This window comes from Paenibacillus sp. FSL H7-0690, assembly GCF_037980415.1.
In the GTDB taxonomy this organism is placed as follows: domain Bacteria; phylum Bacillota; class Bacilli; order Paenibacillales; family Paenibacillaceae; genus Paenibacillus_AQ; species Paenibacillus_AQ odorifer.
In genome coordinates, this window is the sequence record NZ_CP150281.1 from 366,063 (window position 1) to 390,328 (window position 24,266).

The window sequence follows — 24,266 nt, forward strand, 5'->3', positions numbered from 1 at the left end:
CATTCTCCTCTTATTAAAATAGAATTGTTAGCTTATCCTTTGCTGGAACCAGCGGTCATATTGACACTTTGCATGATCGTTTTCTGAGCTAGTAGAAATACTAGCAGCAACGGGGCGATGGTGAATGCGCTAGCGGCCATGATCAGCGGCCATTTTAATCCGTAGGCACCTCCTTGAGTAAAGAAACTACGCAGACCCGCCGAGACTAGCTGTAGATTCGGGTCTTTGGTGATCAGCATCGGCCAGAAATAGTTATTGTACTGATCAATGAAGGTGATTAGGGCTAGCACAGCAAAGGAAGAACGTGTAATGGGGACAAGAATGGTCCACAGAATCCGCATATGTGAGGAACCGTCCACTTCTCCAGCCTCCACCAGCTCATGGGGAACCTGAAGGAAGGCTTGGCGAATTAGAAAGATGGAGAAGACACTTACACAGTTGGATAGAATTAATCCGGCATATGAATCCAGTAGATGGAGCTGGGACAATACCAAATATCCGGGAAGATAAACAGCGGTGGCTGGAACCATATAGCCGAAAAGAATAACGCCTGAGAACAGCCCTCTGAAGCGGAATTTCATATGCGTAAGCGCATAGGCCATCATCCCGGAATTTATGACCTGCAGAATAACAATCGACACAGCGACAAATATGCTATTGCCCATATATCTGAAGAAAGGGGCTTCGTGCCAGGCGGCTGAAAAATTACTCCACAGCGCATCCTTAGGCCAGATTGTGGGCGGAGACTGCCAGATTTCATCATTGGTTTTTAAGGCGCTGGTGACCATCCAATAGAAGGGGAAGGCCATGATCAGTGCAATAGCTGTAAAAAATAGATGGCGGGTCAGCTTGCCCACGCGTACGATCGTTGCATTCATCAGTCGTTCTCCTTTACAGCAGTTGTTATTGATAATGGGTTGTCCGTTTACTAACCTCTAGCGAGACTACGGATAGCAGCATACATATAAATACCAGAACCATTGCGACACTAGAGGCTTCTCCAATCTGAAAGGCTTCAAAGGCAGACTGATAATACATATAGAGCAAGGTGCGTGTTGATCCTGAGGGTCCACCTTGCGTAAGTACGTTAATCTGGTCGTAAGCCTGTAACGCCCCGATGATCTGTACGATGAACAGAAACAGTGTCGTTGGCGAGATTAGCGGTAAAGTAATACGGCTGAATTTTTGAACAGCATTTGCTCCATCCAGTTGAGCTGCTTCCAGCAGATCCGTAGGGACATTGCGTAGTGCCACCAAGTAAAAAATCATCGCCCAGCCTACCGATTTCCATATTGTCACGAGCAGAACGCCAAGCAGCGCCCATTTAGGGTCTTGAAGCCAACCGATTTTTTCTAGACCTAAGAGGTCAAGTACAGTATTGGCAAGGCCGATTTCGGGTTCATAGATCCAGGACCAGACAATGGATACAGCCACGGTCGGCGTGACCCAAGGGGAGAACAGCAATACCTGATAGAGGGTGGACCCTTTCAGCTTCCCGTTCATCAGGAGTGCTAGTCCAAGTCCGATCAGAATAACGGGCAGCACACTTCCGGCACAGAATAACAGAGTCACTCTAAGTGCTTTATAGAAGGCAGGATTGCTGAACAGATCCAGATAGTTGGTTAGTCCGACAAAGGTTTTCTCAGGGCTCATGAAGTCCCATTCCGTAAAGCTGAGATAAAATACATAAAGTAATGGCGCTAGCCAAAATACAACGAATGGAATCATTGCCGGCAAGGTGAAGAGCACCGGTTTCAACTCCCCTATAAATCTCGAACGTTTCATTATTCTGTCGATACCCCATTCCATCTTCTGTTTTTTGCGGTATAATTCTGAGGAAAGCTCTTCCGTTCAAAAAAAATTGTACACTCATCGAGCGGCTGCGTGGTCAAGTGGACGTAAAGATCGATGCGAGATTATGTAAAAAATTAAGAGATTAGCGCAGGTAGTTGCTATTTTGTGTAAAATAGAAGGGTAGATTCTAAGTGGAATGAAGGTGCAGCTATGAAACAGGTAGCCTTTGGTGAAGAGAATAAAGACTTATCTCCACGCGAGCAGCTGCTGCGTCCGATGATCGATGCGATTGCTCAGACGATGGACCTATATGGTGCGAATTATTCATTCGGGCAGCTGTATGGAATTATGTTCTTTGAAGACCGTCCGATGACGCTTGAAGAGATGAAGAATGTGATGAATATGAGCAAGAGTAATATGAGCTATGGAGTCCGTTCTTTGATGGCCTCCAAGATGGTCACTAAGCTGGAGGAGAAGCGGGACCGAAAGGATCTGTATGCAGTGGAAACAGATTTCTTTCAGACCTTTAAGAACTTTTTTGGGATGAAGCTACAGCGGGAGATTGATGTCATGAAGCAAGCCTTGGACGTTGTCATTCCTGAGCTGGAGGGACTGGTTCAAGCCGTGGATACGTCTGAGGAGGAGCGGCAATTCTGCCTGAAGGATCTGGAGAAGCTGGAGCATGCCGTTCAATATTATCATTGGCTGCAGCAGTTCGTGGACGAGCTTGGGGAAGAGAATTACTTCGCAGATAAGAGAAGGTCCTAGACCGTCTACAATCACATATAGATGTACATAATTGTATATAGATCTCCATTTTGCGGGGTGTTCCTTAAGCCGGTTCAGGCTTGAGGTTCGCCCTCTTTTTTATGATAAAGAAACAAAAATAAGAAGAAAATGTAACCAATAGCAGGTGGAACTTCCATAAAATATATAGTTACATAGGGACAAGAAATGTTGTTAAGGAGATTCTGAGATTGAAAACAAAAAAATATATGCTGCTTGTTGTCATAGTTCTACTGCTGAGCCTTGCTGCTATTTTGAATACACAACGTGAACCTTCAACAATAACTATTAACGTAAATGGTCAAATGATAAAGACGATAGCTGCCAACCCAGCCTCGCCTGATGATCTTATGATCCCGAAGGCGGTAGCTGAACAGGCACTAAATACACAAATCGGCTGGCAGAAATCCGGACCTCTTCCAAAAGGTATTTACTACAGAGATCAGGTGGCTGTGCTGATGTATCATCATCTTTCTGAAAAGCCCATGCCACAGTTTCCTTGGGTGTTATCGGTTGATCGGTTTGATGATCAAATGAATCTGCTGAAGCAGGAAGGTTTTCATGTGATCACCATGGCGGAATACCGCGAATTTATGCTGAATAACGGCGCAGTTCCGGACAATGCAGTGCTGCTGACCTTTGATGATGGATATGAGAGTTTCTATAAATTGGCGTTCCCCGTTTTGCAAAAATACGGATATACAGCCGTTAATTTTGTTATCGTATCTACAATAGATCACCCAGATCCGAATAGCGTACCGAAGCTCACTTGGGAGCAAATGCGGGAAATGAAGCATGCTGGGATGGCATTTTATAGTCATACCTATGATTTGCACCATTATGGGGTTGTCGATGCCGAGGGCGGGCAGCGGCCAGCTGCAAGTGCCTTATTATATGTTGATGATGAGAACAGGAATGAGATGAATGTCGAATACTACAGCAGAGTTACACGTGATCTGGCTAAGGCGGAGCAAAGGCTGAAGGAAGAATTGGGCAATACGGATTCGGCGATTGCTTTTCCTTATGGGTCCTACAATGACAGATTGCTGGCTGTTTGTGATTCGCTAGGGATTTCGCTGACCTTCAAAATTGAGGATGGGATTAACACTAGAGCGGATCGGAATGCCGCACGAATTAACGGGGGAAGTGAGACACTTACCGCTGCGTTGACGCTTGATCAGATGAAGCATATCGATTTGCCTATGGAATTGACCTTGAACAACCAAAAGGTGAATATGGTAAGGAATTCTCCTGAAATGAGGAAGGGAACCTTGATGGTTCCATTTCATCAATTATGCAAAGATCTGCATATAGATATGAAATATGATCCGAAACGCCGAATCGTTGAATTGACTCATATGGATGCAGGAGCATGAAAAGTGCCACTTTTATTGATGAAGAGATTACAAAAAGTGAGTAAATTCGTCATTTTAGGCGAATCACTAGTTGCTATAAGTGAATTCCTTACTGTAGACTATAAACAGAGTACTAATTGGTAAGCGAATGGAGAGAACTGATGGAATTGTTTAAGCGTTATTACGCAAATTTAACGGTCCGGCGTTTTTTGATTTTAGGATTGGTTGCTCTACTGCTATTCAGTATTAGAGATATGCTTAATTTGGTACTGTTGACGTTTTTGATTGCGTATGTAATGAATAGCTTTCAAGTGCTGCTCACGAAGCGCATTAACAAATATGTAGCAGTTAACAGCAAAGTGATTATTGTCATTCTATACCTTGCCTTAATCGCTGTAATTGTCATAACCCTCGTTAATTATCTGCCTAAGGTTTTCATACAGATTAAACAGTTAACGAATTTTTTGACCAATTTGACCCCTGAGAACATCCCGCAGAATGATATTGTGCAGTATATATTCGCCCAGCTTAAGGATTTGAACTATCAGTCGTATATGAAAGACGGTATTGAATATGTCTTGAAAATAAGCAATTGGGGCACCAGCTTTGTTTTATCAACCATTTTGAGCTTTGTGTTTATACTTGAGAAGAACAGGATCGTTAGTTTCACTTCCCGCCTTAAAGAGAGCAAAATCTCTTGGTTCTATGTAGAGCTTGAGTATTTTGGCAGAAAATTTATCTCCTCTTTCGGAAAAGTGATCGAAGCACAAATTCTGATCGCGTTGTTTAATACATGCTTTACGGTGATCGGACTCTGGATTTTAGGTTTTCCTTACCTTTTCGCATTATCCATTATGATCTTCTTACTTAGTTTAATTCCGGTTGTAGGTTTTGTTATCTCGCTAATCCCACTTTGTATTATTGGTTACAATATTGGTGGCCTAGTCATGACTATCTATGTACTGGCAATGATTGCCGTGCTTCATTTTGTAGAAGGCTACTTCCTAAATCCTAAACTGATGTCATCCAAAATGAATTTGCCTATGTTCTATACGTTTATCGTGTTGTTATTCTCTGAGCATTATCTCGGGGTTTGGGGTCTGATTCTGGGGATTCCGATCTTTGTATTCTTCCTTGATATTCTGGAGATTAACAGAGAGAACAAGATAGGGACTTAGGGATTCTGTTATAAAATAAGTATTAAATATACAAAACCCGGCTAAATGGAAGATCCATTTAGCCGGGTTTTTTGTGTATGTTACAGCGTCGCTGTATGTATTCCCTTAACCGAAGGAAGTATGGACACTATCTGAAACGATGTCCCTCAGCTCCGCTTTATATGCCGCATACTGCTCGGTTGTTATGCTTCCAGCGGCTAACCGTGAATCCAATTGATCCGTTAGCTGGGCAACCTGTAGATCGATTACAGCTTCAATATCTTGGCCTTGTTCTGATGCAATATCTTGAAGTGACTTACCGTCATATATGGCCTCGTATAGATCCTCGTCCGTTGGCTGGTTAAGTACCTCCAATAATTCGTCTTGATCCGCGACCTCTGCCGTGGACCATTTTACAGGCGAACTTGCATTAGCGGTAAGACTAGTCCAAGCATTTCCGAAAGACATCACTACAACTACCGTTCCGACTATGATCACTCTTTTTATATCCATTAGAGTCCTCTTTTCTTGTTCTGCAATAACTTATCTTGCTTAAGCATCCGTCTAAAGTATCGTTTAAAATGGGTTCTAACTAGTTATATTGTAACCCGCGAAGCTGAACTGAAGCTTAAGCAATATTAAAAATAACCTAAAGATTTAACACGGCTATGATATAGCGATAATACACCGCAGGTATACTTTCCAGATGAGCTTCATTGCATATTTATGCATTGAATCACAATCAAACAAATGGGGAGTGTTCGGAGTTTTGAGAATAACAGCAAAAGCTAAACGTTTATTTTCCAGCATAATTGCCAGCAGTTTGATGTTGGGAATCATGGCTCCAGCAGGATATGCCGAAGAGCAGCAGCTGGAGACGGAGCAGACATCTTCCGAATTAGAGGCGCATTTTGATGAACAGGTTGAGCTCGACACGCTTTTAAGTCAACCGACTGTAATGGCAGAGGTGTACGCGGTACCTAATAATCCAGGAGCGCTACTGATTACAGAAGTTGTTCCGGATACTAAAAATGTAAAAGGGACAGATGGAACCTCTGTAGATGGTTACGAGTTTGTTGAGGTCTACAATAATACGGACAAGCCGGTTAATTTTAAGGATTATTATTTCTTTTATAATGACAAAGATACATGGGCACCTAATGGTGATGCTGTAATACCGGCGCATGGAAATATTGTTTTCTGGATTATGAACGGCAATAATCTGAATGTTCCTACGGAGGATTTCATCAAAAACTTTAATCCTTCTGCAGCTTTGCAGGAAGGAGTGAATCTGTTCCGGATCAACGGTGGCGGGGGGATGGCTAACACTTCTGCGCGTAATTTACAAATTAAAAGCAAAGCAGGAGATACGCTAATTGTTTCTGCTTCCTATGGAAAAGAACAGGTGAAGGAGAATAACGGGATCTTCTATCAATACTTGCAAGCAGATAGCTCCGTTATGAACCTCATGGTGAATTCGGGAACGGTTGTGGCTACGCCTGGAACCGTAGAGGCAGAACAAGTGCCTGAGCTAGTTCCTGGGAACAAGCAGCCAGTGATTGAACATATTGCACAGAGTAGTGTCGATCCAGCCGATCTCCCTATCAGTGCGAAGATTACTAATCTGGAAAGCGGGGCAGATGGATCACTGCCTGTAGTGAAGCTACAGTATGGCTCTCCTTCTCAGGCGAAAGATACGGTAATCACCATGACTTCAAAAGGTGGGGATGAATATGCGGCAATGATTCCTGCAGCTGCGCTGGAAGAGCCGGAGCTGCATTACAGCATCCGCGTTAATAATGTGACAGAGAGTTATTCTGTTCATGTGAACCTGCCGGCGTTCGATTCGAATAATGTGCCGCCGTTGTTAATCACAGAGCTGCTGCCGAATTCGACGAATGTAAAAGGAACGAGCAGCGACGCTTTTGAATTCATTGAGATCTATAACAATACTGATGCACCTGTTAATTTCAAGGACTACAAGGTCTATTATCGTTATCCTGATAAAGGTAACGCTTCCGATGTGAAGTGGCCTTCGACGCCAGAGAACTTTCTGATTCCTGCACAGCAGTCCGTGGTGTTCTGGGTTATTAATAGTGCCAATAGTACTTACACTGCTAATGATTTCAATACAGAATTCAACACAAACTTAATTGAAGGCACCAATCTCTTTTTGATCAAAAGCGATGGTATGGCGAACTCTGGCCGCCGGGCAGTCGTAATCAAGAGCAATACGGAGAAGGAGATTTCCTCTGCGTATTATGATGCTGACCTCACCTACGATGGTGGAGCTAAAGGTGATGACACCAAAGAGAATAAAGCCCTTCTATATAAGTATCCTGTGAATGGGCTGAGCAAAATGCTCAAGATCAGTACGGGGTCAGCCGTTCCGTCACCAGGCCAGACGGATGTAACACAACTTCCAAACACACCGATCCATGTGGAGCCGGATACAGAGAAACCAACAGTAGAAGATCTGACCGGCGTAACGGAGATTGATCAGTCGCTGGGTCTCGATTTGAAGGCTTTTGCTGATGACAATAAAGCTGTTACTTCTGTGGAAGTTAGAGTGTCTTCGGACAAGCAGCCGGAGGCTGTTAGCCACAATCTATCCCAAGACTTCAACGACAGCTTGTATCACTTTAAATTGACCTCTGCGGATTTGATTGGCAGAAATGAAATCCAGTATTACTTTGTTGTTTCTGATGGAACGAATGAAACACAATCTCCAGTAATGAAAGTAAAAGTTACAGGAGGACAGGATCAATCACCCCTTCGTTTGAATGTGAAGGAAGGGCAGTTGATCAATGGCTCCGTGACCGTAAAGGGAACCTCTGCCACCGCTAAGGCTGATGTCTTAGGCTTGAGCATTGACAGTAAGTTACTGGGCAATAACGAGGCATATAATGCACTGGAGAATGATGCCTACTTTGTATTTGAAGCTAAAAATGTGGACTATTATTTTAAAAATGCGATCACGATGGGACCGGAAGAACTAGGAGATGCCAGTATTCTGTATACCTTTATGGACCCGATTACTACGTATACTACATTGACTTTTCCTATTTCTTCTGCCGCTTTAAAAAAGGGTACGGATAATGTGATTTACATTCGGGCGGGCTCTAAATCATCTCCATTTGATCCTCGTCCTGAGGAGAATAAGGATGATTTTGAAGTAAAAAATGTTCGTCTCCTGCTGGCAGATGGTACCGAAATTTGGGACCCGGCTTATGCAGAACGTGATAAGGAAATCAAGATGGGGGACAGCGCAGGTAAGCATGAATCCCTCGGCTTCCAGTTTGATCTAAAAGCGGATTTGTTCCGTTCAAAGGCGTACAACTGGAATACTAAGGAAGCAACTGACGGAGAACATAAAGTAACGCTTACCGAAGGTGGAACGAAAGTATCATCAAACGTAATTGTCGACAACACGCCACCATCCATCAAAGCATCAATAGAAGAAGGACAAACTTACCGTGGCAATTTTGAAATTGCTGCTGAAGTTAAGGATACTTATGCGGGTGTAGATAAGGTCAGCGTGAAGCTGGATGGTAATGTTATTGAACTGCCCTATGCTACTTCATCCGGGAAGTTATCGGCTGGGGAGCATACGCTTTCTATCATAGCCTTAGATAGGATTGGCAATCAGGCAGAAAAGGTCATTACATTCCATGTACCGAATGAGAATCCATTTGCGCCACTGCTTATTTCTCCTACAAACTGGGAGACCGCTGTAGGTACTAATCCGACTTTAAAGGTTAAGGTTGAAGATCCTAATCAGGATAAGATAAACGTTACCTTCTTTAGAGGATTTAAGTACGATGCTAACCATCCGGAGCAAGGCTTTGCTGGATTTATAAACGCATCCGATACAGAGCCGCCGAAACAATCCGTACCTGCGGGCGAACAAGCGCTTAGCAGTGATGACTACAGTAAAATAAGTGCGGTGGACGGACAATATTTAATTAATGATGCTGTCGATCAATTCCCTTATCAGCGTTATGAAATTAAGCTGGATGAGTCGGTTAAGGCGTCAGATCGTGTAGATATTGAATGGAAAGGGAATTCGTTGCCGGGACGTAAAGTAAGTCTCTACGCATGGAGTCCAACTCAACAAAAATGGGTACAGCTGGATCATTTAATCGCTGGAACAGAGGATTTTGAGCTGAAATCCACGGTTACAGCTGGAGAATATGCTAATGGAAATAGCATTGCAGTAATGGTTCAGGACGAAATTGCTTCGGTGGCTAAGACAGCACCAACAGTAACACAAGATACGTATGACTTTTCTTTTGTATGGATGTCTGATACACAGTATTATTCACAGAGCTACCCTTACATTTACCGTAAAAATGTAGAATGGATAGCTGACAACAAAGAGAGCTTGAACCTGAAGTATGTTATTCATACAGGAGATATCGTGGATAAATCCTATCAGGAGTATGAGTGGAAGGAAGCTGACCGGGACATGAAGGTTCTGGAGGAAGCTAACATTCCTTATGGTGTTCTTGCGGGTAATCATGACGTAGGCCATCAAACCGGGGATTACACGAAATTCTGGGAGTATTTTGGAGAGTGGAGATTCAAGAATATGCCGACCTTCGGTGGCTCTTATGACAACAACAGGGGCCATTACGATTTAGTGTCTGCGAACGGAAATGATTTTGTTATTGTATACATGGGCTGGGGATTGGCTGAGGAAGAAATTGAATGGATGAATGAGATCGTTGCCCGTTATCCAGAGCGTAAAGCGATTCTTTGTCTCCATGAATACTTGCTGGTTTCTAATAACCGTGCACCTATTGCAGATAAGATTTTTGAGATGGTTGTGAAACCTAACAAAAACGTAATCGCAGCACTGTCCGGCCATTATCATGATGCTGAGCTTAAGGTAGACGAGCTGGATGATAACGGTGACGGTATTCCAGACCGCAGTGTCTATCAAATGCTGGCAGATTACCAAGGCGCTGAAGAAGGGGGACTCGGCTATATCCGTCTGCTTCAGTTCGATGTTGCTAATAACAAACTTCGCGTGAAGACTTATTCGCCTTATTTGGATGATTATAACTACTATGATGAAGACGAATATCCAGGCAAAGATGAGTTCGTTCTGGATCTGGATTTACAGCCTGTGACTAAACGTGTGGCTACCGACTATATCGGAGTCAAGGTTTACAGCGACCAGGAAATTGCGGCCAATCCACAAGTAGAGAGTGGCGCGGAGACTCAGGTCACTTGGAGTAAGCTGAATCCGGATAGCTACTACCAATGGTATACAAAGGTTGAGGATGATCACTCCGGTAGTGTGCTTTCAGATATCTGGGGCTTTTACACTGGAAAAGAGGATGTGATGCCGACACCAGAGGTGACACCAACACCAACACCGACACCAGGGGTAACGCCGACACCAGAGGTATCGCCATCGCCAGAAGTGACGCCGACACCAGCACCAGAGGTGACAACGGCACCTCCGGTAGTTTCACCAGTGCCAACAGTGACTCCAACGCCTACAGCCACACCTGGAGCGGGAAAGGGAAACATTGAACTGGCATTAGGAAGTAATGGGACGTATACAGCTGATCCGTCAGCCTTGAAGAAACTGATAGAGGAAGCTGCTACAGGGGGAAGCCTAAAGATTAGCGCAGGCGGAGCAACCTCGGCTCAAGATCAGATTAGAATTGCTCTTGATGCAGCCGCTGTTCAACAGGCTGTCGATAAGAAGTTGAATTTGAATATTGTTTCATCTAACGTTACCTTGAGCGTACCAACAAGCTCCTTACCAGCCATTCCGGCAGGCAGTGATATGCTGCTACTAAGCATTGATACGAGTATGATATCTGTACAGGCCAATGACGCTGGAATGAGTCCATTCAGAGCTAACGTTACGCTGAACCTCAGTACATCTGCAGGAGGCAAAGAAACGGCTATCCACCAGCTTAAAGGTGCTGTTACGATTACCTTGACGCTGACTAAGGAACAGCTTGCTAAGCTTGATACAGATTTTGCGGGTGTCTATTATGTAAATGGCAGCACGTTGGAATATTTGGGTGGAGTGTTTAAGGATAATACCGTTACCTTCACAACAAATCACTTTTCCTCCTTTGCGGTACTGGAATACCATAAGCAATTTAGGGATACTGCTGGTCACTGGGCAGAGTCGTATATTTCCAAGCTGACGGCTAAGCATGTGATTAAAGGGATCGACGATACGCATTATGGACCACAGGCGAATGTAACACGTGCAGATTTTGTTACACTGGCCGTTCGTTCTCTCGGATTGGATGAAGCAAATGGGGCTATCGTACAGAGTGCTTTTGCAGATGTATCTAAAGATGCTTATTATGCACAGTCGATAGACAAAGCTGTCCAGCTTGGATTGATCCAAGGCAGTGATGGCAAGTTCCGACCTAAAGATGCGATTACTCGTGAGGAGGCGGCAGTTGTCCTGCAGAAACTGATGCAGTATAAAGCAGGATTGCAAGCTTCCGTTGCTGCTGCTGCAAGCTTTAAGGATATGAATAGTGTATCTGAGTGGGCGAAGCAAGCGGTAATTGATTTGCAAGCAAAGGGAATCCTTGACGGCAAGGTCGACAATAACTTTGACCCTCGTGGCAAAGTGACCCGTGCTGAAATCGCAAAACTGTTATATGGAATAATCAAATTATAAGATAGGTTGGCAAAGGCAGGCAGAGGTGACTCAGGCCTGCTTTTTGTCTTTTTTGCGTGTAGTCTCCTTTTTCTTCTATGTAAAAAGGAAATTTCCACTATTCATATGATTTTTCATATATAATATTTTTGAATTAATTTTAAATTTTCAGAATCTTTCAAAATAAAAGTAAATTGCAAGGGAAGCTGGCATTGTCTCTTCTCTAGTACCGTTTTTGTTAGCAGTAATTTAGCTCTTTACGGCACTTCTTCCGCTTGGCGCAGGGCTTGGCATTCATTTATGGGTGCTTGTACTCCTCATCCTGTTATTCACTGACCCCTTCTTCTTTACGTATCAATATCCAACATACTGACCGCTGGCTTGGACTCATTCCATAATACATAGATTGGAGATACCGACTTTGAGAATGAAGTTAGCACATATCCTCCTTTTGCTTACTGCGGTTTTTGCGTTCCTTCTGTATCGGGGAAGCCTTGATTCCATCGATCAGCAGTTACAAGATCGTGTGATGCAGCACGAGAGAGATGTGGATACTACGATTGCTATCATCGGGATTGACGATCAGAGCTTGGAGGACTTCGGCAGCTGGCCATGGAGCAGAAATGTTCATGCCCAGCTCTTGGATACACTCTCCGAGGGCCATCCTGCAGTGATCGGCTTTGACCTCACATTCCCAGTGGGCTCGGAGGATCCGGAGGCAGATGCTGAATTCGCTGCGGCTGTCGCACGAGCGGGGAATGTAGTCCTGCCTGTATATGGCACGTTTGCCCCAAATACTGAGCAGGGGAAGATCGAAGCGTTGGAGTTATCCCAGCCGTTTGAGGCTTTAAGAGAGGCAGCGGCTGCGACCGCCCATATCAATACCATTACCGACATGGACCATGTGGTGCGTAAAGCTCTTTTTTCTTTTGACTATGAAGGTAAACCTACTAACAGCTTGTCATGGACACTCTATCAGAAATATCGAGAGGCGATGGGGGGGACTGCGGATCCGCAGAAGCTACCTTTAGATAAGTTTGGGCGCTTCTATATCCCCTATTCAGGCGGCAAGGGTGATTTTGAAGAGATTCCCTATTCGGCGGTGCTTAACGGGGAGGTTTCTCCATCCTATTTTGAGAATAGAATTGTGCTTATCGGGCCGTATGCTACAGGGTTTAAGGATGACTTTCTAACCCCAATCAGCGGTAAAAACACGTTATACGGCGTGGAAATACATGCGAATATTATTCAATCGCTGCTGGACAATAATTATAAACGCGTGCTGGATTGGAAGTGGAACGAAGTAGTTTTGTTACTAGCTGCACTCCTGGCATATCTACTATTCCGTAAAGTAAAGATGCTATATTCCTACGCTGTCATTGCGGTCATTATTGCACTCCTTATTTTTGCAGGTCGTTATTTCTATGATCAGGGAATGGTGATTTCACTAGGTTATGTGATTCCGTTTCTAATTATTAGCTGCATTGTTGTGATAGGGTTTCAATATTTAGAAGAACTGATGGAGAAACGTAGGGTTACGGATATCTTTGGCCGATATGTTGCCCCGCAAGTTGTGGATCAAATTCTTAAGAAGGGTCAAGAAGGATTGAAGCTGGGGGGGAGCCGCAGAGAGCTAACCTTGTTGTTCGTGGATATTCGCGGGTTTACTCCGTTGTCGGAGGCTGCTGAACCTGAGGAGATTGTGGAGATTTTGAATGAGTATCTGGATCTCACCGCAGGTTGTATTTTTAAGTATGATGGCACATTGGACAAGTTTATCGGGGATGCCACGATGGCGATTTTTAATGCTCCATTGCTGCTGGAGGATCATCCGATGCAAGCGGTGAAGGCGGCGTGGGCGATGAAGGAAGGCTCGGCTGCAGTGGAACAAAAGCTGTTCGAGCGTTTTGGCTTAGTCGTGAAATTCGGCATTGGGGTGCACACTGGCCCAGCTGTATTCGGGAATATTGGCTCAAAGACACGGATGGATTATACAGCGATTGGAGACACCGTCAACACGGCGGCCCGTCTGGAAAGCAATGCGAAGCCTGGACAAATCCTCATTAGTGAAGCTACCTACGCTTTTGTAAAAGATAGAGTATCAGCTGTTTCATTAGGAGAGATCAAGGTAAAGGGCAAGGAGCAGGGAATCAGTGTCTATGAATTGGAGGGATTGAGATGAAGTCGTTAAAGCTTACACTGGCATTTATTCTTTTGTTCAGTATTCTTTGGCCAGCGGTTGTCACAGAGGCGAAGGATAGCGTCAAAGTGGGGAAAATAACTGCGGTCTCAGGCAAGTCAGAGGTGAAGAAAAGCGGAGGAACCAAGAAATTTAATGCTTTCAAAGGGATGGCGATTACGCAAGGCGATACGATTATAACAGGCTCGGACGGACAAATCAGCCTCGACCTTGATGCCAACAAAGAAGTTACGATCGGAGCAAACACTACGCTTACCATCAGCCAACTAGTCGAAAGTGCCAAAGCGCTGGGCGGTAAGACAAGTCTGAAGCTTCAAAATGGGCAGGTCCTGATCAAGGTGAAAAAGAAGCTGGAGGGTGACTCCCGGTTTGAGATTGAGACCCCGACGGCTATTATGGGCGTTATGGGCACAGAGTTTTTTGTTAGCGTTAATAGCCAAGGCAATGTAGTCCTTAATGGTGGGGCAGGAATTAACGGCGATTATTTGGGAGTTCTGGAAGGAACAGTTCATGTAGTTTCGCCTGTAGATGCTACTCTTTCTCAATTAATAGGAGCCTCCCAACAGCTTATTATAGAGAATCAACAATGGATACAGGGGCACTTGTCTCTGAATGTATTGCCGCAATTTGCGTTAGAGCAGCATTTGGAATATCTGAACGAAGAAGGGAAATTAACCGAAGCAATAAAAGATCAGTTCGATCGACTATTTGAGCAAATAAAAGCTACTATGCCTGTCCACCCACCTATACCATCAATTCCACCTAAGATTAACTATGATCTATCTAGTCGGGCTCCCTTAGATATAACGAAACCAACACCACCGATGCCGACGCCAACACCGGAACCAACGCCGAAACCGACGCCAACACCGGAACCAACGCCGAAACCGATGCCAACACCGGAACCAACAGCAACGCCAACACCGGAATCAACAGCAACACCAACGCCGGAACCGACAGCAACGCCGACGCCCAATCCGCTTGACGCGCCTGAGCTGAACCAGCAGGAATTTAGAGAACATATCTATGACTATCTCGTCCGTGATAATGAGATTGCTTTGCCGTTTACGGCACCTTTAGCCTTTAATATCGCAGATGACTCTAATCCTAATGCTGCGAGGGATGGGGTGAGTGTTACTTTGAATCAGAGTGCGGACACGCTCGATTTAGGAGAGGTATACATTCGAGAGAATGAGCTTATCATTCAACTGCGGCAATCACTTCCTTATAAGTCATTCGTTCAAATCAAGGTTAACGGTGGTTTGTTAAAGAATGCCCTTACCGGGGGGCAGGTACAGGAAGAGGATCAACAGATAGCAGACGGCGGGTTTTACTTTGAAGGAGAGATCACTCCGAGTTATTTTAATCATACGGGTCCTATAGGTGAAGATGAAGCACCGGAATTTATCATCCATTCGCTAGGTTATGATGTAGGGGAGATTAGATATCGTTATGAATATGATCTTGGAGATCCATTACCACTAGAAGATACGGATTATGTACTGGATCGGAATGATGAGAATACCTTTGTGCTTAAACTTACTCCAGAATTTTTGAATAGACTAACTCCCGAACCTTATAACGTTATCATTCCTCTGGTGAGGATTGAAGATACTGAAGACGGCCCTGTACAGGTAATAGTAGACACGCTTAAGATCAGCTTATCTTTGTTATTTTAAAGGCGCAATAACCTTCGGGAGGAGAAAATAACGTTATGAAAAAAGAACTCATCTCCATCGCTTGCGGAATTATGCTTATAAGCGCAGCCCTACCTAATATCGTAGCCGCAGAGGTATTGCAGCCCATAAGTGGTGACATTCAAGGGAGTATAGTCCAGAATGTTTCGTCTAATGTTGGACTCTCTCTTAAGCAGCCATTGGGAGTAGCAACAGTGCCTGGCAGCAATGACCTTATTATTGTGCAGTCAGCAAGCGGTACAATTAGCAAGTGGAGTAACGGAACCCTACAGACGATAGCGGGAAAAGGTAACACTGGGTATAGTGATGGGCAGTCGGCAGAGGCCTTGTTTAATCATCCGACGTACACCGCCGCTGACAGTAAAGGTAATATCTATATCAGTGATACCGACAACCATGTGATTCGCAAAATAGAGGGAGGCACAGTCTACACCTTTGCAGGAACGGGAGTCGCCGGGTATAAGGATGGACAACCAAACGCGGCGCAGTTTAGCTCTCCGGGTGGCCTAGCCATAGACAGCAATAATAACTTATATGTAGCGGACACACTTAATCATGTGATTCGTAAAGTTACTCCAGATGGGGTCGTTACTACATTTGCGGGTCAGCAGGGGAATGATGGTGCTTATCTGGATGGAGCGGTAGCTTCGGCAAAATTCAATGAGCCAGTGGGTCTTACGTTTGATGAGTCCGGTAATCTCTATGTAGCTGATAGCGGAAATCAGATGATCCGGTTGATTAAAGGCAGTAAGGTTGAGACCTTTGCAGGCAAATCAACCACAGTTGACCCTGTGACTGGCTATATGGCTGGAGGATTCCAGAATGGAGACCGACTGTCTGCTCTATTCAATCGTCCACGGGGACTGGCTTATGCTGATGGAGTACTGCTGATTGCTGATAGTCTGAATCATCGGGTTCGGGCTATTCAGAAGGACGGCAAGGTCATTACAGTCGCAGGACAAAGTACCGCGGGAGATCGGGTCGGAGCTTTGGACGATGTAATGTTTAATCAACCTTCCGGTATCGCTCTTGTGTCCGGGAAGCTGTATGTGACGGACACGTTAAATAACAAATTGAAGGTATTAGATCTCGATGTACAGGCCCTTAAGCCACTGCGTAGTGAAGCTGATCTGCTTGATGCCGTTCCGCTGCTGCCAGCAGGTAAAAACATGCAAGTATGGTTGGACGGAGTGCAAGTGAAATTAAATACCTCTAATCTGCCACTTCAGGAGTCGGGTAAAATATATTTACCAGTTAGAGCGTTATTTAGCTCATGGGGAGCGGACATTAGCTGGAACGTGGTCAACAAGGAAACCGTGATTAGCAAGGGGGATTGGACACTTTCCCTTAAGCCTGACGCAAGTCAGAAGGTACAGATCCTAAAAGGTACTTTATACGTGGCAGCCGATTATCTGCCGACCATTTCATCTTTTATGCAGGTATACGATGAGGACAGTCACGCAATTGTGCTGGAAAGTGGTCTATAAGCTTCCGAGTTGGAGGACACCTTTGAAGGTGTTCTTTTTTTGAATATATAAAATACTTACTTGACAGGTAGGAATAAAGGGGTATATGATATCACCAATACTTAAACAGTAATTAAATGAACAGTGAAATAATTCAACTGAGCTGATTGGACCACCAAAGGCTCCCGTACTTTTCCCTTGTCAGGGGTAGGTGCTGGGAGTCTTTTTTTATGGGCTGATTGGGAGAAAGCAGAGGTTAGTAAGCCATGAATGAACAATATTGGAGACAGCTGGAGGAGACAGATTGGGCATTTCGCAAGGCGGTTCGCAGATTCGTGAAAGAGCGGGATAAAGTCGCCGTAGCAGGTATCTCCTTACCAGGCATGCTGATTCTGCACAAAATCATTCGCGATGGTGAACAAAGGCTAGGAGACTTAGCGGATGAACTAGACTTCACCTCAGGTGCGATTACCGCATTGAGCGATAAGCTTGAGGCGGGTGGATATACCGTGCGCAGACGTAAAGAAGGCGATCGTAGAACGGTAATGCTGGATATTACGGATAAAGGCCGCAAGCTGGCGGAGCAGAACAGCAACATCGGAGAACGATGTATTTCGCTTTTGTTTGAGGGGTTTACGGAGGAGGAATTGGCGCAGCAAAATGACTTTTATCAGCGGATCATTAGCAATTTGGAAGGATTCTCGGATATCCTGCTGAAGCTCGCCAAGGAGAATGCAGAGACCTCTCCAACCCTTGAACAGAAGCCACGAACAACCACCAAAAAAAGTAATTATCTTAGCTACTAAAAATTGAACGTAGGAGAGATGAACGATGGGACATTCAACCATTTATCCAACTGGAGCAACCGTATATAACCCTAACAAAGCCTGGAGTGGCTATACCGTATTTCAAGCTGGTGAAGAAGGTGTTGTACTGATTGATATGAACGGTAAAGAGGTGCATTTATGGAAGGGGCTGCTTGGATTTCCGGCTAAAATCTTCCCGGGTGGTTATGTGCTGGGCAGCACAGGAAGAAGAGATCCTAAATTCGGAATACAGGATAATGTAGATCTGGTACAGGTGGACTGGGATGGGAACATCGTGTGGAAATATAACAGCTATGAACATATAGAAGATCCGGGTTATGAACCCCTCTGGTATGCCCGCCAACATCATGACTATCAGCGCGAAGGCAATCCGGTCGGATATTTTGCACCGGGGCTTGAACCCAAGGTAGACAGTGGAAAAACGCTAATTCTTGCTCATAAAAACATCTACAATCCTCAAATCTCCGACAAACAATTGCTTGATGACACGATCCTTGAGGTGGACTGGGAGGGGAATATCGTCTGGGAGTGGGCTCCAAATGAACATTTTGATGAGCTAGGCTTTGATGAAGCGGCCAAAAATGTACTATTTCGTGATCCTAACTCACGCTCTTTCGGAAATCTAGGTGGTGGTGTTGGAGACTGGCTGCATATCAATTCGGCTTCTTATGTAGGACCCAATAAGTTTTACGATGCAGGGGATGAGCGTTTCCATCCGGATAACGTGATCTGGGATGCGCGTGAAGCAAATATTATTGCGATCACGGATAAGCGTACCGGAGCCATCGTTTGGAGAATCGGTCCGGATTACTCGCTGCCAGAAGTGAAGCATATCGACTGGATCATTGGCCAGCATCATGCGCACATCATTCCGAAAGGTTTGCCGGGAGAAGGCAACTTACTTGTATTCGATAACGGGGGCTGGGGCGGTTATGGTCTTCCAAATCCATCTTCTCCTTTTGGGCAAAAAAATGCACTCCGCGACCACTCACGAATTCTGGAGATTAATCCCGTAACCCTTGAGATTGAGTGGCAATATACAGCGGCAGAAGCAGGTTTCTCTGTCCCAACCGATTCTTATAAATTCTACAGTCCATATATCAGCTCAGCTCAACGGCTTCCGAATGGCAACACCTTAATTACAGAAGGTTCTAACGGCAGACTCTTTGAGGTTACGCCAGAACATGAACTGGTATGGGAATATATTTCGCCATTTACGGACTCCAGAAATACCAACATGGTCTATCGTTCCTACCGTGTGCCTTATGCATGGGTACCACAGCTGGAAACGCCAGTTGAACAAGCGATTGAGCCAATAGACGTAACGCAGTTCAGAGTCCCGGGGTCTGCACCTAAAGGATCGGATTCTGTGGTAAGTGTGGCGACAACCCTGCCATTTGTTGAAGGAGCTGCTTGTGTGGCGACGACGGATGAAGGCAGCAGCCGCAAGGTAAATTAACAAATTTGAGGAGATGTGTCGGTTGAAAAAATCATGGATCAGCTCAAGCTTTCTGCTCTTATCTTTATCAGTGGTTATCCTTTTATCGGGCTGCAGCTCCAAGGGCGACGCGGCTGCCTCTAATGCCGCTAAAGAGGGAGCGGCGAACAGCAAAGCAGAGACATTAAAGATAAAAATTGCTGACATCAATACGAATCCCACTTTTCGGGTGGCACTAGATAAAGGCATCTTTGCCAAACACGGGATTGACGCTGAACTGGTCAACTTTGGTTCCCCTGCGGAAGGTGTAAATGCCCTTTTTATTAAACAGGTGGATGTGGCTTTCGGGGCAGACTTCCCCTTGCTGAACGCAGTGGCGAAGGGCGATTATGCTATTATCGCCTCGGCGGGATTAGCGACTGATGAAGCGTCCACTGAATGGAAATTGTTCGTACAGGACGATATTCAGAAGGCTGAAGACTTGAAGGGGAAGAAGCTGAGTTTCATACGCGGTACCTTCATTCCGTACCTTTGGGATGAATATTTGAAAGAGCATAATGCTGCTCTCAGTGATGTGGAGTTGATAGGACAGGGTGCCTTTGATGAAGCTTATATCGCTTTGAAGCAAGGTGCTGTGGATGGAGCATGGTTTTATGGTTCGGTTCTGAATGATAAGCTCTACGCGCTTAAAGGTGTTCATGAACTGACAGATATGTCTAAAACCACGGTTCGATTGGGGATGGGGATTGTAACGGGAAATGATTTTGCGACTAAGAATCCGCAAGGTATAGCGAATTTCCTAGCAGCGGTGAATGAAGCCGGAGCCTATGCTCAGGCTCACCCAGATGAGGTTGCTGATCTGATGTATAAGGAAGTGAAGCAGCCTAAGGAATCAACGATAAAAGATCTGCCGAATAATCCGTGGGCACTAGGATTTACTCAAGCAGCGTATGACAGTTTGACCAAGCAAAAGAAATATATGGTCGACAACGGAATCATTGAGAAGGATTTTGATCTGGATAGTAAACTGAATCTCGAGCCGCTGGAGAAGGCATTGCCAGAAGAGGTTACGTACAAGAAATAGGGGGAGTTCAGCATGTCATTATCTGCTAAGCAGCATACCATTCATATTGAGCAGCTCCGTAAAAGCTACAGTGAACCGACTGCTGGGGACGTTCACTACATTATAAAAGATGTAGATCTCGTAATTAAAGGTGGCGAATTCTTCGTTCTGCTCGGGCCGAGTGGTTGCGGGAAATCAACACTGCTGAATATGATCGCCGGCTTTGTCTCCAAATCCGGTGGGCATCTACGGGTGGATAATGTAGAGGTGAATAAGCCCGGCAGAGATCGGGCGGTTGTGTTCCAGCAGGCTGATTCCTCCTTATTCCCTTGGTTAACCGTTCGTCAGAATGTGGAGTTCGGATTGCGGATGAAGAAAATCGCAAAGGTGGAACGGCATACAATATCGGATAGGTTCATCGGGCTTGTTGGGCTGAACGGGCATGAGGAGAAGTTCCCGAAGGAGCTGTCTGGGGGTATGAAGCAGCGTGTTCAGCTGGCTCGGGTGCTGGCGAATGATCCAGCGATTCTGCTGATGGATGAGCCATTTGGTGCACTGGATGCGATGACGCGCCGAACGATGCAGAAGGAATTGGTCAATATTTGGCGCCAGACACATAAGACGGTGATTTTTGTAACTCATGATATTCAGGAGGCGTTATTGCTGGGAGAACGAATTGGTATTATGTCAGTAGGACCGTCCTCTAATATTACGGATATTTATGACAATACACTGCCGTATCCGCGGGACGTAACCTCACCGGAATTCTAATCGTTATACAATCAAATTCAAGGTCATTTCGAAGAATAGGATAGGGTGAGACAGATGAGGAAATGGGTGGAGAAGAAGTGGGTTTCCGTAACCCTTCTATGGATTACCGCGCTCTGCGTCTGGCAGCTTGGAGCTGTAATCTATGGCCCCGATGTGATCCCCGGACCATGGAGTACACTTAAAGGCGGACGGGAGCTGCTGGAAGACGGAACCTTGCTGCAATATATCGGGATTAGCTTTTACCGGGTGCTCATTGGTTGGGTACTCGGCAGTTTACTGGCGATTCCCGTAGGACTAATCATTGGGAAGGTGAACTTGATCCGTATTTTTGCGGAGCCTTTCCTGAACTTTATCCGTTTTATCCCGCCGATTGCATTCATTACTTTGTTCCTAGTATGGTTTGGTATTGGGGAGCAGTCGAAGATTGCGTTAATTATGTACGCTACCTTTTTTATCGTGGTGCTGAATACTTTAACCGGTGTGATGTCCGTGGAAGAGGACAAAATCCGCTCAGCCCGCAGTATGGGCGCCAGTGAGTGGCAAATTCTGATTCATGTGGTCGTTCCGGCGACGATCCCTTATATTTTTACGGGTATCCGGTTAGCGATGGGCACCTCATATATGGCGATTATCGGCGCGGAAATGATTGCTTCGAACGAAGGTGTAGGTTATCTGATCTGGAATTCCCGGTTGTTTTTCCGTACGGATTGGATCTTTGTCGGGTTATTCTGCCTTGGCTTTATGGGCTTCTTTACGGATCGGCTTTTTGGCTGGTTCGGTAAGAAGGTGCTTTACAGATACGGTGTTGTCAGTGTGGCAGCGCGTAGACGGTAGTTATATTCATACATGTAAAACTGCCTGGAAATGTCGGGCGGTTTTTTACTTGGACTGAAGTTTATACGAATATTTTTTGTCATTGTAAGTAAATTGGATGGAATCCAGTGATGAGGGATTAAGAGAATAATCATTTATTTTTTCTTTGTTGCCAGTCAAAAGATTATAAATATAAACTTCGTAACTATAGCTACCATCTGCATTTCCAGGAAGTATGGAAACCGATAGATAAAGTTTTTCTTTTTCATTAACTGCATAACTATAAAATTTACCTCCAGATGAATGGAATTGAGCAATTTCTTTATTAGATGTTGGATCGTCTACCTTCATCACCCAAGCTTGTTCTCGTATCGGCTGAGCGCCATCAGTGAAAATGGAAAAGGTATGATAGAGGATATAATCATCTAATCCAAAAACGCCGCTAACCACCAGAACAGCATCGCCATCATTTAAAGGTAACGTCAATAGCTTCTTGGACTTTTCTACAGCTAGTGATTTTTCATTAGGAGAACTTAAATAGAAAGTGAATGGCTCTGTTGGAAAATAAAATGGATTTGCTTCTGTTCCAGGGGCAATGTTCATTTTTGGGGCTGGCAACCATACGATACCGGCAGAGGTTTTGACAGCGTAGTTGTATTGTTCTGTATTCTGATCACGTAATGGGAGGGTGTAAAGATCACTGTTTATTTGAATGATTTTATTACTTGTATCTGGCGTGTTATTTTTAGGAGGAGTAGCTGCATTGTTGCAAGCTGAGATAAGCAAAGTACATAGAAATAAACCTGTTACCATCTGAATTTTTGTAAACGGCATTTTTCAAGCTCCTCTGAGGGTCATTTCTTATTATGAATAAATACTACTATACATCAGTAAAGTTCTATTTTAGTGTAATTAATGTAATTATTTTCATAAAAACATTTCTAAGGGAAACGGCGGTCATCTAAAAAAGACGACAGGTCGTTTCTTTTTATTTACAAATATTCCTATTCTCCTTAATGCCGCGAAAATAGTACACGCCTATACTGCAATTGGGTGCCTAACAGTTGGAGCATAAAGAGCCCGCAAATAAGAAATAGGAGTGAAGGGGAAATCATGAAAAAAGGGATCAACAATCAATTATCGATGGGTCTAATGTTATCCTTGCTCGTCCTGTTGCTTGCTGCTTGTGGAAATTCGGCCAAGGCTGAAGAAACAACGAATGGAAAGGCTGGCACCAAAGAATTAAGTCTGACTGAGATCGAGAGTAAAGCTAAAGAAGAGGGCAGTATCATCAGTGTAGGAATGCCGGATTCCTGGGCGAACTGGAAAGATACATGGAGTGATATGAACAGTAAGTATGGTCTTACACATTCGGATACCGATATGTCGAGCGCGGAGGAAATTGCCAAGTTTGATGCGGAAAAAGACAAACCAACGGCCGACATCGGAGATGTGGGGATTGCGTTTGGCTCGGTTGCCGTGGATAAAGGGGTAACCCAGCCTTATAAAACATCCTACTGGGATGAAATCCCCGATTGGGCTAAGGATAAGGACGGGAATTGGATCGTCGGCTATCAAGGCACCATTTCTTTTCTGACTAACACTAAGCTCGTGGCGAATCCACCGAAGAGCTGGGAAGATCTGAAGAACGGTAACTACAAAATCATCGTTGGTGATGTAACCAAGGCTGCTCAAGCACAGATGGCTGTATTGGCCGCAGCGATTGCCTTTGGTGGCGACGAGTCGAACATTGAACCGGGGATTGCTTTTTTCGAGGATTTAGCTAAAAACGGACGTCTCTCCAATGCAGAAGCTTCCCTTGCCAACATTGAAAAAGGGGAAGTAGAAGTTACCCTGCTCTGGGATTTCAACGCTTTGAACTATAGAGACCAGATCAACAAAGATGGCTTCGCAGTAGCCATTCCCCAGGAAGGCAGTGTCGTGAGCGGGTATGCCACGATCATCAACAAATATGCGCCGCATCCTAACGCGGCGAAGCTTACACGTCAATACATCCTTAGCGATGAAGGACAGATTAATCTTGCCAAAGGTTACGCTCGTCCGATCCGTGACAGTGTAACGTTGCCGGATGATGTTGCAGCTAAGCTGTTGCCAAAAGAAGAATACGTCAACGCTAAGCCTGTTGGTGATTACAAGGTATGGGAAGAGACGGCAAAAACCATTCCTCAATTGTGGCAGGAACGTGTGCTTGTGCATTTGAATTAGTATTCATTTCTCCCTAAAAAAGAAGCA

Annotated in this window: 17 protein-coding genes; 13 read left to right on the forward strand and 4 right to left on the reverse strand. The window is 44.8% G+C overall.

Translation table 11 applies throughout. From position 1 onward, the window contains the following. Positions 1-32 precede the first annotated feature (32 nt). Together MHI32_RS01770 and MHI32_RS01775 are read right to left on the reverse strand one after the other, a co-directional pair. Positions 33-878 (reverse strand): carbohydrate ABC transporter permease, encoded by an 846-nt coding sequence (locus tag MHI32_RS01770; RefSeq protein WP_076127021.1) that lies wholly within the window; start codon positions 876-878, stop codon positions 33-35. Between the two features lie 25 nt (positions 879-903). Continuing rightward, a complete protein-coding gene (locus MHI32_RS01775) occupies positions 904-1,785 on the reverse strand; it encodes a sugar ABC transporter permease (RefSeq protein WP_076127023.1) in 882 nt (293 codons plus the stop codon). Positions 1,786-2,004: 219 nt separating this feature from the next. Here MHI32_RS01775 and MHI32_RS01780 point away from each other — a divergent pair, with 219 nt between their 5' ends. From MHI32_RS01780 to MHI32_RS01790, 3 genes are all read left to right on the forward strand, one after another. Further along, on the forward strand, positions 2,005-2,562 hold the full coding sequence (locus tag MHI32_RS01780; protein ID WP_036687313.1) for a transcriptional regulator: 558 nt from the start codon (positions 2,005-2,007) through the stop codon (positions 2,560-2,562). 209 nt (positions 2,563-2,771) lie between these two features. Continuing rightward, positions 2,772-3,956: a polysaccharide deacetylase family protein gene (locus tag MHI32_RS01785; RefSeq protein ID WP_081386372.1), complete on the forward strand. Its 1,185-nt coding sequence runs from the start codon at positions 2,772-2,774 to the stop codon at positions 3,954-3,956. Between the two features lie 140 nt (positions 3,957-4,096). Beyond that, entirely contained in the window at positions 4,097-5,113 is a 1,017-nt protein-coding gene (locus tag MHI32_RS01790) for an AI-2E family transporter (protein WP_036687315.1), read from the forward strand. A gap of 105 nt (positions 5,114-5,218) precedes the next feature. Here the strand turns inward: MHI32_RS01790 and MHI32_RS01795 are convergent, their stop codons facing one another. Beyond that, positions 5,219-5,605 carry a hypothetical protein gene (locus tag MHI32_RS01795; protein WP_038568262.1) on the reverse strand — a complete coding sequence of 129 codons (387 nt, stop codon included), beginning with the start codon at positions 5,603-5,605 and terminating at the stop codon, positions 5,219-5,221. A 256-nt stretch (positions 5,606-5,861) separates the two neighbouring features. Here MHI32_RS01795 and MHI32_RS01800 point away from each other — a divergent pair, with 256 nt between their 5' ends. From MHI32_RS01800 to MHI32_RS01840, 9 genes are all read left to right on the forward strand, one after another. Continuing rightward, positions 5,862-11,759, forward strand: coding sequence for an S-layer homology domain-containing protein (locus MHI32_RS01800; protein WP_340011800.1), 5,898 nt, complete (start codon positions 5,862-5,864; stop codon positions 11,757-11,759). Positions 11,760-12,165: 406 nt separating this feature from the next. Continuing rightward, entirely contained in the window at positions 12,166-13,920 is a 1,755-nt protein-coding gene (locus MHI32_RS01805; protein ID WP_340012690.1) for an adenylate/guanylate cyclase domain-containing protein, read from the forward strand. Beyond that, positions 13,917-15,617 carry a FecR domain-containing protein gene (locus MHI32_RS01810; RefSeq protein ID WP_340011801.1) on the forward strand — a complete coding sequence of 567 codons (1,701 nt, stop codon included), beginning with the start codon at positions 13,917-13,919 and terminating at the stop codon, positions 15,615-15,617. The genes MHI32_RS01805 and MHI32_RS01810 overlap by 4 nt, the downstream gene beginning before the upstream one ends. A 35-nt stretch (positions 15,618-15,652) precedes the next feature. Then, entirely contained in the window at positions 15,653-17,122 is a 1,470-nt protein-coding gene (locus MHI32_RS01815) for a stalk domain-containing protein (protein ID WP_340011802.1), read from the forward strand. A 245-nt stretch (positions 17,123-17,367) separates the two neighbouring features. Further along, positions 17,368-17,907: a MarR family transcriptional regulator gene (locus MHI32_RS01820; protein ID WP_076127028.1), complete on the forward strand. Its 540-nt coding sequence runs from the start codon at positions 17,368-17,370 to the stop codon at positions 17,905-17,907. Positions 17,908-17,932: 25 nt separating this feature from the next. Continuing rightward, positions 17,933-19,387 (forward strand): aryl-sulfate sulfotransferase, encoded by a 1,455-nt coding sequence (locus MHI32_RS01825; protein ID WP_076186164.1) that lies wholly within the window; start codon positions 17,933-17,935, stop codon positions 19,385-19,387. A 22-nt stretch (positions 19,388-19,409) separates the two neighbouring features. After that, on the forward strand, positions 19,410-20,450 hold the full coding sequence (locus MHI32_RS01830) for an ABC transporter substrate-binding protein (RefSeq protein ID WP_340011803.1): 1,041 nt from the start codon (positions 19,410-19,412) through the stop codon (positions 20,448-20,450). A gap of 12 nt (positions 20,451-20,462) precedes the next feature. Beyond that, a complete protein-coding gene (locus tag MHI32_RS01835; RefSeq protein ID WP_340011804.1) occupies positions 20,463-21,200 on the forward strand; it encodes an ABC transporter ATP-binding protein in 738 nt (245 codons plus the stop codon). A gap of 54 nt (positions 21,201-21,254) precedes the next feature. Then, positions 21,255-22,034 carry an ABC transporter permease gene (locus MHI32_RS01840; RefSeq protein WP_036687327.1) on the forward strand — a complete coding sequence of 260 codons (780 nt, stop codon included), beginning with the start codon at positions 21,255-21,257 and terminating at the stop codon, positions 22,032-22,034. Between the two features lie 45 nt (positions 22,035-22,079). Here the strand turns inward: MHI32_RS01840 and MHI32_RS01845 are convergent, their stop codons facing one another. Further along, positions 22,080-22,847 (reverse strand): hypothetical protein, encoded by a 768-nt coding sequence (locus MHI32_RS01845; RefSeq protein ID WP_076186158.1) that lies wholly within the window; start codon positions 22,845-22,847, stop codon positions 22,080-22,082. Between the two features lie 279 nt (positions 22,848-23,126). Between MHI32_RS01845 and MHI32_RS01850 the strand changes: the two genes are divergently transcribed. After that, positions 23,127-24,239, forward strand: a complete 1,113-nt coding sequence (locus MHI32_RS01850; RefSeq protein ID WP_076186156.1) for an extracellular solute-binding protein — start codon at positions 23,127-23,129, stop codon at positions 24,237-24,239. The last annotated feature ends 27 nt before the right edge of the window (positions 24,240-24,266 follow it).